12 protein-coding genes and 2 riboswitches are annotated in these 14,706 nt (G+C 38.6%); of the genes, 3 read left to right on the top strand and 9 right to left on the bottom strand.

The features are described from left to right. Window positions 1-24 precede the first annotated feature (24 nt). Complete coding sequence (locus ACO1D1_RS27150; RefSeq protein ID WP_423337701.1) at window positions 25-2,154, bottom strand: glycoside hydrolase family 3 protein; 2,130 nt, start codon at window positions 2,152-2,154, stop codon at window positions 25-27. A gap of 184 nt (window positions 2,155-2,338) precedes the next feature. Between ACO1D1_RS27150 and ACO1D1_RS27145 the strand changes: the two genes are divergently transcribed. Next, entirely contained in the window at window positions 2,339-3,253 is a 915-nt protein-coding gene (locus ACO1D1_RS27145) for a helix-turn-helix domain-containing protein (protein ID WP_423337700.1), read from the top strand. A 101-nt stretch (window positions 3,254-3,354) separates the two neighbouring features. Here the strand turns inward: ACO1D1_RS27145 and ACO1D1_RS27140 are convergent, their stop codons facing one another. From ACO1D1_RS27140 to ACO1D1_RS27125, 4 genes are all read right to left on the bottom strand, one after another. Continuing rightward, window positions 3,355-3,912 carry an integrase gene (locus ACO1D1_RS27140; RefSeq protein WP_149868285.1) on the bottom strand — a complete coding sequence of 186 codons (558 nt, stop codon included), beginning with the start codon at window positions 3,910-3,912 and terminating at the stop codon, window positions 3,355-3,357. A gap of 464 nt (window positions 3,913-4,376) precedes the next feature. Further along, window positions 4,377-5,084 carry a hypothetical protein gene (locus tag ACO1D1_RS27135; protein ID WP_149868284.1) on the bottom strand — a complete coding sequence of 236 codons (708 nt, stop codon included), beginning with the start codon at window positions 5,082-5,084 and terminating at the stop codon, window positions 4,377-4,379. A gap of 195 nt (window positions 5,085-5,279) precedes the next feature. Further along, entirely contained in the window at window positions 5,280-5,585 is a 306-nt protein-coding gene (locus tag ACO1D1_RS27130) for a KGG domain-containing protein (protein WP_149868283.1), read from the bottom strand. Window positions 5,586-5,760: 175 nt separating this feature from the next. Next, complete coding sequence (locus tag ACO1D1_RS27125) at window positions 5,761-6,177, bottom strand: hypothetical protein (protein ID WP_149868282.1); 417 nt, start codon at window positions 6,175-6,177, stop codon at window positions 5,761-5,763. 235 nt (window positions 6,178-6,412) lie between these two features. On the opposite strand from ACO1D1_RS27125, the gene ACO1D1_RS27120 reads away from it, so the two are divergent. Continuing rightward, a complete protein-coding gene (locus tag ACO1D1_RS27120; protein WP_423337699.1) occupies window positions 6,413-7,873 on the top strand; it encodes an alpha-amylase in 1,461 nt (486 codons plus the stop codon). A 143-nt stretch (window positions 7,874-8,016) separates the two neighbouring features. Here ACO1D1_RS27120 and ACO1D1_RS27115 read toward each other — a convergent pair whose 3' ends face one another. From ACO1D1_RS27115 to ACO1D1_RS27100, 4 genes are all read right to left on the bottom strand, one after another. Further along, window positions 8,017-8,802 carry an SDR family oxidoreductase gene (locus ACO1D1_RS27115; protein ID WP_149868280.1) on the bottom strand — a complete coding sequence of 262 codons (786 nt, stop codon included), beginning with the start codon at window positions 8,800-8,802 and terminating at the stop codon, window positions 8,017-8,019. A 132-nt stretch (window positions 8,803-8,934) separates the two neighbouring features. Next, window positions 8,935-11,226, bottom strand: a complete 2,292-nt coding sequence (metE, locus tag ACO1D1_RS27110; RefSeq protein ID WP_423337698.1) for a 5-methyltetrahydropteroyltriglutamate--homocysteine S-methyltransferase — start codon at window positions 11,224-11,226, stop codon at window positions 8,935-8,937. A 155-nt stretch (window positions 11,227-11,381) separates the two neighbouring features. Next, window positions 11,382-11,574, bottom strand: a riboswitch (cobalamin riboswitch). A 96-nt stretch (window positions 11,575-11,670) separates the two neighbouring features. Next, a riboswitch (SAM riboswitch) is annotated at window positions 11,671-11,780 on the bottom strand. A gap of 104 nt (window positions 11,781-11,884) precedes the next feature. Further along, window positions 11,885-12,571 carry a response regulator transcription factor gene (locus tag ACO1D1_RS27105; protein WP_423337697.1) on the bottom strand — a complete coding sequence of 229 codons (687 nt, stop codon included), beginning with the start codon at window positions 12,569-12,571 and terminating at the stop codon, window positions 11,885-11,887. Between the two features lie 117 nt (window positions 12,572-12,688). Then, the gene (locus ACO1D1_RS27100) at window positions 12,689-13,633 is read right to left on the bottom strand and encodes a c-type cytochrome (RefSeq protein WP_423337696.1); all 945 of its coding nucleotides are present in this window, start codon (window positions 13,631-13,633) and stop codon (window positions 12,689-12,691) included. A gap of 306 nt (window positions 13,634-13,939) precedes the next feature. Between ACO1D1_RS27100 and ACO1D1_RS27095 the strand changes: the two genes are divergently transcribed. After that, a complete protein-coding gene (locus tag ACO1D1_RS27095; RefSeq protein ID WP_149868276.1) occupies window positions 13,940-14,701 on the top strand; it encodes a DeoR/GlpR family DNA-binding transcription regulator in 762 nt (253 codons plus the stop codon). Window positions 14,702-14,706 lie beyond the last annotated feature (5 nt).

The raw sequence follows: 14,706 nt of genomic DNA, 5'->3' as shown, positions 1-14,706 counted from the left end.
TTTTATTTTGAAATAGTTTATGGTTTAATATGCTAGTCCATGACCAAGTTTATAGATATTCCCATCGCTATCTTTATATGCATACGACAATCCTTCAGGCATATATTTGTCCTTGTCATAACCAGGTACATCATTTCTTGACACGCAATCTCCATTCTCATCAACCGCAATCACAGCTTCACTCGCTGGCAACGTTAACGGTAATACACCTACTGGACGGAAATTGCCCGCTATTACTTCAAACTGTGCCTTATAAAATGTATCGTATCCTGCGATTAAAACATCTGCCAAAGGTTCAACATTTCCAAGGATCCAAGGCAGAACGACATTCACAGTCATAATAACTTTTCCGCCGCGAACATGAATACTGTCAGCGACTTCCTTTAAATGATTCATATTGCTCAAGGTCGTTTCTTCGTACGTAGACCCGTCTAAAGCAGTTAATGTTTTATTCTCGACAAGTTCGAGTTCTAAAAGACCCGGTGTCGCATTAAAATAAGCTCCGGATTTTGGACTTAATAATAATATAGCAACATCTGCTTCTTTATAGTCATCAGTCAAAGTAAAGAGGCCTAATTCTTGGCATTCCTTCCTTGCTTGCTCCGTGTAAGCAGCGGCCCGTTCCGGCTCCTTGTGAAAAGCCTCCACATAAACCTTCTTATTATCAACCTTTTCAGCAGTTAAAGGTAATGTCTGATTACTATTTTTAAGAACGGTTACCGACTTTTTATGTGCTTCATAAGCAGCTTCCCAGCCCGCTTGTTTGCTAACCACTGCTGTCGCATTTTCTGTTGAAACATAGGTACGATCATCAAATAATCCTAGAGTAAACATTTCTGTAAGGAGGCGTACATTTGCTTCATCAATACGCTTCTCACTGATCCATCCATTTTGGATGGCTTCTTTAAGATTTTCAATATCATTCGTATCCGCAACAAGGTCTGTACCGGCATTGATGGCTTTTGAAAAACGTTCAGCCTCAGTCTTATCCTCAACACCCCAGCTCATTTTATTGGTGACACCACTGTCGCTATTGATATAGCCTTTGAATCCTAATTTTCCTCTTAAGATGTGCTGTAAGAAATAATGATTAAATGTAAAGCCAACTTCTTCGAAAGGAATATCCTCTCCTTCGAATTCTTGAACCACACTCTTATTGATACGTGGGATTGAATAATACGGCATGATGGATGAAGTGCCATGTTCAACCGCAGCCTGGAATGGCGGTAAGTGGTACTTTTCTAAACTACCAGGTGTTGGGTATAAATTCCACTTTCCTTCTTCATAATGCGGATCAAAGCCATTTTCCCGTGCACCGCCGCCAGGGAAATGCTTTGTTGTCATTGCAATACTATGACTACCTAAAGTCTCTCCTTGAAATCCGTCAATGATGCGGCCGATCGCATCAGAAATAAATTCCGGATCTTCACCGAACGTGCCATATGTCCGCTGCCATCTAGGATCTGTGGCAGTATCAGCCATATACATATATCCCTTTCTGATACCAGTAGCATCCCACTCATCATGTGCTATTTTGGCAAATTGGCTGATAAGTGAAGCATCACCGCCATTTTTTATATCTCCTTTTGCTGCTGCAGCAAGTCCTAAAGTCCCTGGCCAAGTAGAAAAGATCCCTACCGCATCATTCATACCAAAGATGGATTCTCCATTTTCGTTTCTTGAATTCGATGCGATTAAACAAGGAATACCGAGACGTGTTCCCTCACATAATTCATTCATTTTATTAACCCACTCAGCCATTTCAGCAGGGCTAAAATTGTCTCTTAAAATGAAGTGGCGTAAATGCATATTTTCAATTGTATGGGAGGTACCATAGATTTTTGAAACTGCGAAAATACTTTCACCTTTTTCAACAATGGCTTCATCCAGTACACCATCATGGCTTGTCTTACTCTTATCTTCCTGTGAAAGTCCCATCTTACGTGTATTAATCAGCATCATGCCGACTTTTTCATCGATATTCATTAATGAGACTAAGTTCTCTGCACGTTCTTTCGGGCTCAAACGCCAATCTTTATAAGGCTCTAATTTCCCGCTATTATTCAAATCTTTAAATTTTAACCCATCAACTTCAATAATGTTCTTCACTCTGACTTCTAACTTAGGTTGTTTATGGTTAGATTCCACTTTCATGCCTCCTAAACTTGGTCATCTCTCATTATGCCCTCGAGATCAATCAATCTTTCATTCCCACTCCATGTATATTGAATTTAAGACCTCTTTCTTTAGTGATATAATAACAACAAAAAGTTATAAATAAATGATGTTTGTTGCTAATAATATTGTAAATATTGCTATTTAAGAGGATGACACCAAAATGAAGCAATCTGATCTTATTCCAGTCATAAATAAAGGGTTTGAAATTCATTACTTTAGCAAAAAAAATCAATCCCCTGCTTTGTTTAAGAAATATAACGAATCAGCAGAGAAGTTTTCCCAAATAGAGTCGTTATTCCAATTACACAGGCACGATGTTTTGGAGCTTCTTGTCTTTTTAGAGGGGGAGTGTGAATTCTTCTGTGAAGGTAAAACCTATTCCTTAAAGCGGGGGGATGTTGTCGTAACCCCTCCTTATGCTGTTCATAAGGCTAATGTGAGGAATTTCGATACCTATGAACGCATCATTATTAGCGTTAGTGAGCATTTAATGGACGATTTTCTGTCCAGTTCACCATCCATGAAGGAAAATATTGTCTATCAAAAGACACAAGGTTCTCATGTGTTACACCTCCATTCTAAACATTTTCAAGATATCATTTCTTTAGTTCAAGAAATAACCAATAGAAAAAAAACCGGCGAAGATCATTTATCCTTTACATTACATTACCTATTATTTCAAGCGCTACAAGTTATCTTCGATCCTGCAAGCAGCAAGCCTAGCCTTAGTAATAAGGATGAGCTGGACCAAAGATTCGTATCGATACTAGAATACATTGAGTCACATTTGACAAAGCCGGATTTAAGTTTAGATACGATCTCTAAATATTTTTATTTAAATAAATACTATTTTTCTCATTACTTTAAAAAAAACATGAACCTGCCCTTTTACCGGTATGTATCATTAAAGCGTCTATCTTTCGCGGTTACGATGATTAAACAAAATCAGATCTCCATCGAGGAAATCGCCTTGAAATGCGGTTTTCCTGACTATTCGAGTTTTTACAGGCTTTTTAAAAAGGAATATCATCTTTCTCCAAAGAAACTTCAGAAAGAATATAAAAATTTATTTTGAGATCTATCTGCAACCATTCATCAAAGTTCTCTACCGCTAGTTAATAAACGACAAAAGACGACCAAAGTAGTCGTCTTTTGTTTACTCCATTTTTATACTCGTTAAGCAATTTGTTCGGTTTGCTCTGATAAAAGTTTATTATATCGCTGTAAATCTTTAGCATATAACTGTAAATAAGTATCCATTCCTTGATTCTTCAATTTTTCAAAGCTTGCCCAATCAACAATACCGAATTCCTTATTCAACTTTTCAGCATTTACCCAAGCAGTTTCCTCAAAACCGATATTCATCTCATGCTCTTCGATCAACATAGCAAGAAGGTTGGTATCACTGTATTGTTCGGATATTGAATGATTTTTTTTCATTTCGTAATATTCAAGTGTTTTTGGCAGTGAATCTAATAAAGCTTTCCGGTCTAACGCATGCCCTAACTCATGAAGTGTAAAAGAATGAATATACGATTTGAGTGAAACGGGGGCCTGCATTTCCATTATTGCTTCTTCTATACGTTTAACATCATAGCCGATATAATCAAGGATAAAATTATAGCTCATATTCACCCCTGTTAGCTGATGCTTCAATTCAATTTCAATTCCAACAGTTCTTAAAGTGGATTGTATTATTTGCTCAATCCACTTTATTCTTTTTTTATTGTTCATTTCTTCCCTTACTTTCCCATTTATTTTCTCCTATGAGGTAATTATATTTTACGTTAAGGGCTTATATGTTGGGAAGTCCTTACAAAAAAAAGAACTTTGTTTAATCTGCCCACAAACAATTGGTCTTTAAATGCTTTGATTTTTTGTCGATACCTACTCAGAATTTGTAGATATTTCCCGGGAATTTGTTGAAATTTGAAAATTGATTGGGGGTCGAGGGGTGAAATTTCAAAATGTATCGGGTATCGCTATCTCTATTTCATTGGTACCTTCTGATCTTTCTTTTGGTAGAATCATATCGCATATTGGAACTCCATCCTTATAGAAGAAGGTCCTTGGTTTTATGTTTAATATATATCGCCCTGTGATACAAGCCAATAAAAAGAGTTGATACACCCCCTATTTGAGGAACTCTATTAAGGTTGGCTCTTGTTTTTGTTGGAATTCTCATCCTCCAAACCACCTTATTTGCGGAATATAGAGAAAAGCCAACCCCGTTTTTCTTTAGGCTTTTGTATCGCTTCTTCTAACCGTTTATTAAAATCGCTTTGTGAACTCCATTCCTTTTTCTGTTCTTCCCGCATATTTTGTATTTCTTTTTGTAAGAGATCACTTTTTTGTTTTTCTAATTGCAGCAATGTATCGTAATTGGTATTTTGTTGTTCAGTTAATTTTTCAATTTTGGCATTAGTTTTTTGCGCTGCATTTCCAATACTAGAACTTATAACATGATGATCTTGCTTGAGTCGGGAAACCGTTGTTTTAAGCTGTGACATATCGTTTGTCAGTTGGACATTCATTTCTCGTGTGGCTGCGAGTTCATTGACTAAATACTTTAAGACCTCTTTTAGTTGATTGGGATCATGAGGTGAATATTCATATGTATCGGGTATCGCAATCTCTGTTTCCTCGGATCTATCCAATCTTTCTTTTTGCAGATACACAAGGTCTTTAGCCGTATCGTCCAGGGGTTTGTCCGTATCGCGTAACGCTATAAGCGCTCCGATGTCGGATTGAACGAAGATTCGTCGATCACCATCTTTCAGAAACTCATATCCATTCCGCTCTAATATTTGGCCATACTTTCGTACAGTGGGCGTTGCAATCCCTATTTCTTCCGCCACTTCCTTAGAAGAGAAAGCTTGTTCATTCGGTTGTATATCACGTCGCATATCGGACCTCCTTTTCTATTAAATATGACGCTTTTTAGCTTTATTTGCAAGCTATATCGCCCTGCGATACAAAACAAAAAAGAAGCTGGCAAAAACAAAACGTTTTCACCAGCTTCTTATTTCTTTTAGGGACGTAATAGGTTCGCTTCTTTTAGGATAATCTCCGAAATTATTTTGTGGAGTGTCACTTAGTATTTAATCGTTATCACGTTGTCTGGAACGCGCTTCGCCGCCTTTACGGCCCGCTTCTTCTCTGCTCATTTTTCCATCGTTGTCATCATCGTTTTGGCGCTGGTTAGCACGCGCTTCGCCACCCTTTTGGCCAATTTCCTCATAAAATTCTCTGTCATGATTTTTAGATGTTGCTTCGCCGCCTTTACGGCCGATTTCTTCATAGAACTCTCTATCATGGGTTTTAGCTGTTGCTTCGCCGCCTTTGCGGCCTGCTTCTTCTACCGTCATCTGTCCGTTATCATTGTTATTGCGATTTTTGTCAGCCATTAAAAATTCCTCCCATTTTTTTGAATTCCCTTACACTCTTTATGTTCCCGCTTTCTACTAAATTAAACATATTTCTATTAATCTAAATATGTCTTTCCACGTAAATTAGAAATGAAAAACGAGGCATCCCGTAAGTTTGCATAACACTTGGAATAACCTCATCTTTTATATTTCTTTACTTTTCTTTGGAAATGGCATTATAATTTTTAAACTTTGAAAACGGCTTTTTCTTTTTTACATACTTTTCATTAAGGACAACTACTTTCCTGTTCTCGGTGGGTATGTATTTTCGATAAACTGATTTATATTTCTCAAATGCAAAGTGCCCTAAAGTATAAACTGGTAAGATCATGCACAGAAGGATTAAAACTGGTAGTATCACATCGAATTCATTCCCAATGATATACCTAGTCATTACAGCATAAGCCCCAAAAGAAACCATTAAGGTAATAACTACATTACATATATGAAAAGGGAACACACTTTTATTTTCTCCAAACATCCGCTCTAGTTCATTCTTGAAAACAAGTGTAATAAATACTGAAATCACAATGACAATAAGGGAAACAAAATATGTCAGAACTATATTCATCTTTTTACACCCCCGCACAACATTTATATGCCCATTATATCCAATTATAGTGGCGAGGCAAATGTTTCTTCCTATTGGAATGATTATATGTAAAACACCTATGCCTGAAATACCCCCTAAAACGACGATTCTGAGAAAATCATACCTTTGTCTATTTGTTTTTCACAGGATTCCTTTGATGTAAAAACGGGTAAATATTCATATACCTTTAGATTGATATACTGGGAGGATAAACATGGATAGAAATACCACGATCATGCAATTTTTCGAATGGCATCTGGAGCCGGATGGAAGCCATTGGGGACAGCTGAAGAAGATGGCACCAGAATTAATAGAAAAAGGAATTACCTCCGTCTGGATACCACCAGTCACAAAAGCAATCTCGCCTGAGGATAATGGCTATGCCACATATGATGTATATGATCTGGGTGAATTTCATCAAAAAGGAGCTAGCCGGACAAAGTACGGAACTAAACAAGAACTAATAGAGGCAATAGCTGCATGTCAAAATGCCGGCATGAAAGTCTATGTAGATGTAGTAATGAACCATAAAGGAGGGGCTGACGAGACGGAATTAATTAACGTTATTGAAGTGAATCAGGAGGACAGGACAGAAGAAATAGCTGAACCCTTTGAAATAAAAGCTTGGACAAAGTTTACATTTCCAGGGCGTGAGGGAAAGTATTCTTCTTTTGAATGGAGGCAGGAGCATTTTACCGGAACGGATTATGATGAAAAGACGGGAAAATCGGGAATCTTTAAAATCCTTGGAGATGACAAGGATTGGAGTAAACATGTGGATGATGAAAACGGAAATTATGACTATCTCATGCTTGCCGATATTGACTATGAACATCCTGAAGTAAAAAAAGAAATGATCGAATGGGGAAAATGGCTTAGCGATACCCTTAATTGCGATGGATACCGCCTTGATGCAATTAAGCATATTAATCACTATTTCATCAGTGAGTTTGTAGAGAAGCTGCGTAAACACCGAGGTGATGATTTTTATTTTGTTGGAGAAGTTTGGAAGCCCCATCTTCCTGCCTGCCAGAAATACCTTGATTATGTCGATTATCAGATCGATTTGTTTGATGTCCCCTTGCATTATAAACTGCATCAAGCCTCCCATGATGGCAGTAAGTTTGATTTAACCAGCATTTTCGAGGATACCCTTGTAAACGCCCACCCAAATAATGCTGTTACCTTCGTTGATAATCACGATACTCAGCCTCAAGAGTCCCTTGAATCGTGGGTTCAAGACTGGTTTAAGCCAAGTGCATATGCCCTGATTCTCCTTAGAAGGGATGGAAATCCATGCCTTTTTTATGGGGATTACTACGGAATAGGAGGCCCTGAGCCGGCAGAAGGAAAAAAGGAAATCCTAGATCGCCTCCTCTTTGCCAGATATGAGAAAGCATACGGTGAACAGCATGATTACTTCGACCATCCAAATACCATTGGATGGGTTCGGTTGGGTGTTAAAGAACTTCAGCACTCAGGCTGTGCAGTCGTCATTTCCAACGGAGAAGACGGTGTGAAACGAATGTACGTAGGTGAACGGAAGGCTGGAGAAACATGGGTAGACCTAACCAACTCAAGGGATGACCAAATTACAATCGAAGAAGATGGATATGCCACTTTCCCCGTTAACGGCGGCAGTGTATCCGTTTGGGCTTACCATCCTAAAGAATAAAATTAATATGTATCGGCCAGTTTAGCAATTTTGCTATCACACACCAAAATGTCCACTGGAGGTGGACATTTTGGCTGTAGTGTCTTTTTGTGGTGTCAGGCACCATTTATAGTATTGTGGTATTGTTTAATTCAATTGTTTATTTATAATAGGGATTCCGCCCCGTCAATGTAGATTTCGCTTCCGGTTATGTGGTTGGATTGGCTGGAAGCAAGGAAGAGTACTAGGTCGGCGACTTGGTCGGCTTTTCCGGGTTTGTGTTCCAATGGTTGGTTTCCTTCTGGGTATTCAATAGGAATTTCTACTTTTTTTAGATTTTTATTTTCTTTCCATGTGTTTTCATTGATATTTGTTTCAATTGCACCTGGACAGATCATGTTGACTCTAATACCGTAGTTGGCAAGCTCTAGAGCGGCCATTTTCCCAAATCCCATCTGGCCAATTTTCGATGTACTATAGGCAGACATTCCAATATTTTTATAGATCCTGTTCCCGTTTATTGAACTTGTAATAATGATACTCCCCCCATTTGTCTTCAAATGCGGAATCGCATATTTAACCGTCAAAAAGGTACTCGTTAAGTTATTGGAGATGGTTAGGTCCCAATCCTTCGGCTCCAAGTCTTCTATCGGCGCAACTTCCCCATTAATCCCGGCGTTAGCAAAGACAACATCTAGTCTTCCCCACTTGTCGATGGTGCTTTTGTAACAGTCCTCTACTTCCTTCGGTTGAGAAACGTTGGCTTCTAAGACAAGTGCTTCACTCCCTATTTCTTCGATTTGATTTTTCACCTCTTCCACGTTTTCTTTATGCAAATCTACTAAAGCAATCTTTCCGCCATTTTGAGCAAGCTTTAGCGCAGCAGCCCTTCCAATCCCTGAGCCAGCCCCTGTAACAAAAGCAATCTGATTTTGAAGTACATTCCCCACGTTAAAAAACCCCCTTTATTATGATGATAGTACTATATCCAACATAGAGATTTTAAAACATAAAGATTTTATCGAAATGCTAAGGAGATACTATTCTTTATCATTCATCCTTTATCAGACTTACTTTGCTCCCTATTTGACGAGCAGCTCTTCTCTCGTTTGTTCTGCAGCTATCACCATCACCTGAAGTGCCGCAACAGTTTCCTCCATACCCCTAGTTTTTAAGCCACAATCGGGATTAATCCAGAACAGCTTGGGATCAAGGACTTGAAGCGCACGATGAATGTTTCTGATCAATTCTTCAAGCAATGGTACTCGCGGGCTATGGATGTCATATACGCCAAGACCGATTCCCATATCATACGTATTTTCTTCAAAGGCATGAATTAATTCACCATGGCTTTTTGATGTTTCAATAGAAATAACATCCGCATCGAGTGCTTTAATTGCATGAATAATATTCTTAAAGTCCGAATAACACATATGGGTATGAATTTGCGTCTCATTTTGAACAGAGGATGTCGCCAACTTAAACGAATAAACGGCAGCATCTAGATAACCTGCCCATTTTTCACGTTTTAACGGCAGGCCTTCCCGAAGGGCAGGCTCATCCACTTGAATCATGCGGATTCCATTTTCCTCTAGTGCTTCCACCTCTTTACGAAGGGCAAGCGCAATTTGATTTGCCACCTCGTAGCGTGAAATATCATTACGGACAAATGACCAATTTAAAATCGTAATCGGACCTGTCAGCATTCCTTTTACCGGTTTGTTTGTTAACGATTGGGCATATACAGTTTCTGCAACTGTCATTGGCTCCTTAAAGGCGACATCCCCATAAATGAGCGGGGGCTTCACACATCTGGAACCATATGACTGAACCCAGCCGTATTTTGTAAATTGAAATCCGGCTAATTTTTCGCCAAAGTATTCAACCATATCTGTCCGTTCAAATTCCCCATGTACGAACACATCCAGACCAAGATTTTCTTGGATTTCAATCCACTTTTTTATTTCTGCCTTAATATAGGCTCCATACTCACTGTCAGTTAATTCGCCTTTCCGCCATTTTAAACGCTGTTTTCTTACTTCTTTCGTTTGCGGGAAGCTGCCAATAGTTGTCGTCGGCAGAAGTGGTAATTGAAACGCCTTTTCTTGAAGCCCTCTGCGTACTGTAAATGGCGCTTTCCGCTCTGCTTGATCCTTCTGTAAACTGCGAATGGCTTCTCGAACTTGAGTATTATTTCGAATTGACGACTGATTTAATCCTTGAATTGCTTTTGTGCTTTCATCGATCTCTTTTTTTATCACTTGCTTTCCATTATTCAAGCCATTTGTAAGAGCGCTAATTTCAACTAATTTTTCATCCGCAAATGCCAGTGCATTTCTTAATATCTCATCGAGCAATTCTTCATTTTTTACTGTCACAGGAACATGCAATAGGCTTGATGATGGCTGAACAATTAGTCTTGTTTTTAAAACAACCGCTTCAATCTCGGTCAGAAGTGAAAATGTCCCTTCGAGATCCGCCCGCCAAATATTTCGTCCGTCAATGACTCCAGCTGCAAGTACTTTATTCTTAGGAAAGCCATACTTCTTCAAAGCAGCAAGATTCTGACCGTTATCATGGACAAAATCAAGTCCAATTCCCTGAACAGGAAGTGAAATGACCTCTTCATAATGCTCGATACTTTCAAAATATGTTTGCAATATCACCTTAAGGTTTGGTGCTGCATCCTGTAATGCCTGATAGACTTCGCTAAATATAGCAATCTCTTCTTTTGAAATACTAGCAGCTAAAATCGGTTCATCTATTTGAACCCATTCTGCCCCCTCCGCCTCTAGTTCGCGTAATATTTCCGCATAAAGAGGGATAAATTGTTCAACAACTGCTTTGAACGCACTTTCGGTATAACCTTTTGATAGCTTTACAAATGTAATCGGTCCTAAAATAACTGGTTTACCATGTATACCAAGTTTTTGCTTCGCCTCTTGAAAAAATTGAAGCGGGCGGTTTTCAACAAGAGCAGGAGCTGTTTCTTCAAGCTCTGGAACGATATAGTGGTAGTTTGTATTAAACCATTTTGTCATTTCAGAAGCAACTGCCTCTTTCGTTCCTCGCGCCATAGCAAAATAGGTTTCAAGCGGCACCTTCCCGCCGCTGTAGTTAAATCGTTTCGGTACTAAACCGAACATAACAGCCGTATCCAGGACATGATCATACAAGCTAAAGTCCCCGACAGGGATTAAATCAATTCCGTGCTCCTTTTGCTTCTTAAGATGCTCCAGGCGAATCACTTCTATTTTCTTTAAGAATGCCTCTTTTTCTAACTTACCTGCCCAAAACTGTTCCAAGGCTTGTTTCCATTCACGTTTTTCCCCAATTCTTGGGTATCCTAGATTCGAGCTTATCACTTTTACCATAATGGGTTACCTCTCCTTTTACATCTTAGTGTGTCAAACATAAAAAAATCTCCCTTTTCAAAAATGGAAAAGAGAGATTGATACGTTTAATTAACTTGAGTCCGAACCTTTTCGTTTACTCAACACGTTCTCACCTCCTCTATCTCCTCGTAGAGTACTAGCGCATACAACAGGCAGGTTTCCTGACTAAGGTTCATCGCTCCTTATCCCTTCCCATTTCCCTATGAAACAGTGGCTATTCGATAAGTTGCTCCCCAATACAGTGGCGGGACCGTGCCGGCATTTCACCGGTCTTCCCTTTTAAGCCGTGCAGATTATCTACACAGCACCTGAAGCTTTTGATATGAAGTTTTTAAAAACCGATTTGGATCTGCATTTTTTCTCTTATAAACAAAAACAGCCTCTCTAGTCAACATAGAGAGGCTGGCGGATCCTTTTTCATCCCTCTCATTTGCCAAAGCAATATGCCTTGCTGGAATTAGCACCTTTTTAACAAGTTGTTAAATGGTTGCTGGGCTTCATAGGGCCAGTCCCTCCGCCTCTCTTCATAAGAGTATTAAAATTTTTAATGTTTTGAATTTAATTGCAATGATAGCATTTTGGACAGAGGTTGTCAAAGATTATTAAATTATTGCAAAGTTCACTTAAATATTCTCTCTCAACCTTCCGTTGTAAACTTATATCCAATCCCTCTTAACGTCACGATAAAAGGATAATCTGTATACTTTGCAATCTTTTCTCTTAGATTTTTGATATGGACATCTACTGTTCGTTCGTTGATTACTTTTTCATTCTTTTTATAAATGGTATTGATGATTTGTTCTCTTGAAAGAAGTTGATCTGGATGGGTCATAAATAGATAGAGCAATCTGTACTCGAAATGAGTTAAATCAAGTACTTCATCTTGGAATTTTACGATTCCTTTTAATGGTTTAATCGTTAACCCTTTATAGCTTAGTTTACTGCATCGATTGGCGGTTCGTCGTAAGACCGTTTCAATTCTAACCGACAATTCTTCTAAATTATATGGTTTACCGATATAGTCATCGGCTCCTCGTTTCAGCCCTTCAATTCGATCCTGTTCCGAATTATTTGAAGATACAATGATTATTGGTACGTTACTGTCTAGTTCGTAACGCATCCAGAAGCATACCTCAAGTCCATCCATATCAGGAAGAGCTGTTTCTAGAAGCACAAAACAAGGATCGTGTTTTAAGTACATTTCACGAGCAGTTTGTCCATCAGCAGCCTCTAATATTTCGAAACCTTTCCTCGTCAGATGAAATCTTAACACAGCTCTGTTTTCACTATTACTATCTATAATTAAAATGGTTTTACCTCTCAATTTTTTATCTTCCAACTTCTTCAACCCCCTGCCACTATTATAGTGATAAAAAGAGTTTCACAAAAGGTTGTGTTATATATATAGAAAAACGACCCGCTGTTAACGGGTCATTGCCTATTATTTATTTTCCGTAACCTTTTTCCCTGCAAGTGTTTCATAGGCTGCATCATCCGGTGCATCGCCTTTCGGCCAGTCATTCATTTTATCAGGAAAATCAGGTCTAGCCATAGAGTTAATATATGCTGCGATATTCATCGCCTCTTCATCGGTGAAGGAACCTGCTTCATATCCACCCATCGGTGATTTAGGCATATATTTTTTGATAAAGCCTCCTGCCGTTCTTACACGAGCCATACCCGCTCCAATATTGTAGGATTGGTCTCCCCAAAGCGGAAGTCCTGTGGCACCGCCGTCTCCGCCTTCTCCATGGCAGGCAATGCAAGCTTTATTGTAAAGTTCTTTTCCGGCATCCACATTTATCTTAGTTAGTTCACCCTCAGCTTTTGGCATTTTTGCCCACGGTCTTTCTTTCGTCCCATCAGGAACATTGGTTGAAATATAATTATAATAAGCTACCATTGCTTTCATTTCCTTGCTGTCTAACGAAAGCGGTTTTCCATTCATACTTCTTTTAAAACAGCCATTAATACGTTCTTCAATCGTAACCTCTTTTCCTGCACGTGGATTGTATTGTGGATAGGTTTTTGAAATACCTGCCAGGTCAAGGGAAGAACCTACACCACCATCCGCATGACAGCTGGCACAACTCAGTTTGTTTCCAACATACCCATCCAAAACCGTGCTTGTTTCATTATGTTCTTTTAACCCTAATTTGATTAATTCCCCTTCTTCCCCTTCTGGAATATCGTCCATACTTGGAGGTAAATAAGGATGTTCTGGTTTGGCTTCTGTTTGTTCTCCAGTCGTTGATGATGGTGCGGATGCTGCAGAACTTACCGCCGGCTGCCCCTTTGAATCTAGTACAAATAAGTAAAATACAGTAAACCCAAGCGCGATCGTGGCAACAATTGCTGCAACGGATGAAACAAATAATTTATTCATGTTTAAGCTCCTCTCCATATCAGGGGACTTCTCATAAAAGAAGATTTTCCGAATCGTTTTTACAAGCTCATTATCTAAAACCATTGTTAAGATTCGGTTAAGTAAAATTGAGGGTTTCGTGAACATGGTGTATATGAGAGGAGAGTTCACCAAATGTACAAAAGTAAAAGAATTTGGTAACAAAATCTACACTAAACATACATCACATTGCAATATTTTGCGGTATACTTTGTAAATATAAAGAAACATTGCAAATGATTGCATTTTATTGCAAAGTAGATTAATCTATACACAAGGAGATGTTTTATGCTAATTGAAGAAAGACTTGAAAAAGTACGGAAAATCATTGAAGAAAATAAGAGTGTGACAATAGAAAATCTTGCTGAATCGTTAGAAGTTTCAAAAGATACGATAAGAAGAGACTTAATTAAACTGGAAAAAAAGAATCTAATAAGAAGAATCCATGGGGGAGCAGCGTTAGCTAGTAAAGAGGCTCTTATTTTAAATTACTCAGAACGAGCAAATCAGGAAAACACGATTAAGGAAAAAATTGCAGAGAAGACTGCTGAATTAGTCAATGATCATTCATCCGTTATTTTTGATTCGTCTACAACGGTGGAAGCTGTTATTCCTAAATTAAACGGGAAGTGTTTGAAAGGGATTACCAACTCTCTTACTCATGCCATTCTTCTTTCTAAGAATGAAAGGACAAGTGTTTCCGTTCTTCCTGGCAAGCTTAATAGTGAACAGTTGTTTTTATATGGGGCAGATACAGTGGATAAAATTAGACAATATAATGTTGACTATACATTGTTAGGGGTTTTTGCCATTTCTGAAATGGGCTTGTTTATTCATACGGAGGAGGAAGGGCTGGTTAAACGGGCAATGGTTCAGAAAGGGAACAAGATCATCGCTTTAGCCGATCATACAAAAATTAATACAAGTGGGTATTTCAAAATATGTTCTCTTGATGAAATTGATATATTGGTAACTGATAAGATGCCTGACCTAAAGTTTGTGGAGTGTTTAGCTCAAAATAATGTAGATCTAGTCGTTACTGAAGAATGAAAAGA

Origin of the sequence: Neobacillus sp. 19 (assembly GCF_049463095.1) — a bacterium.
Classification (GTDB): Bacteria; Bacillota; Bacilli; order Bacillales; family Cytobacillaceae; genus Neobacillus.
This window is presented reverse-complemented; position numbering and strand designations above follow the sequence as displayed.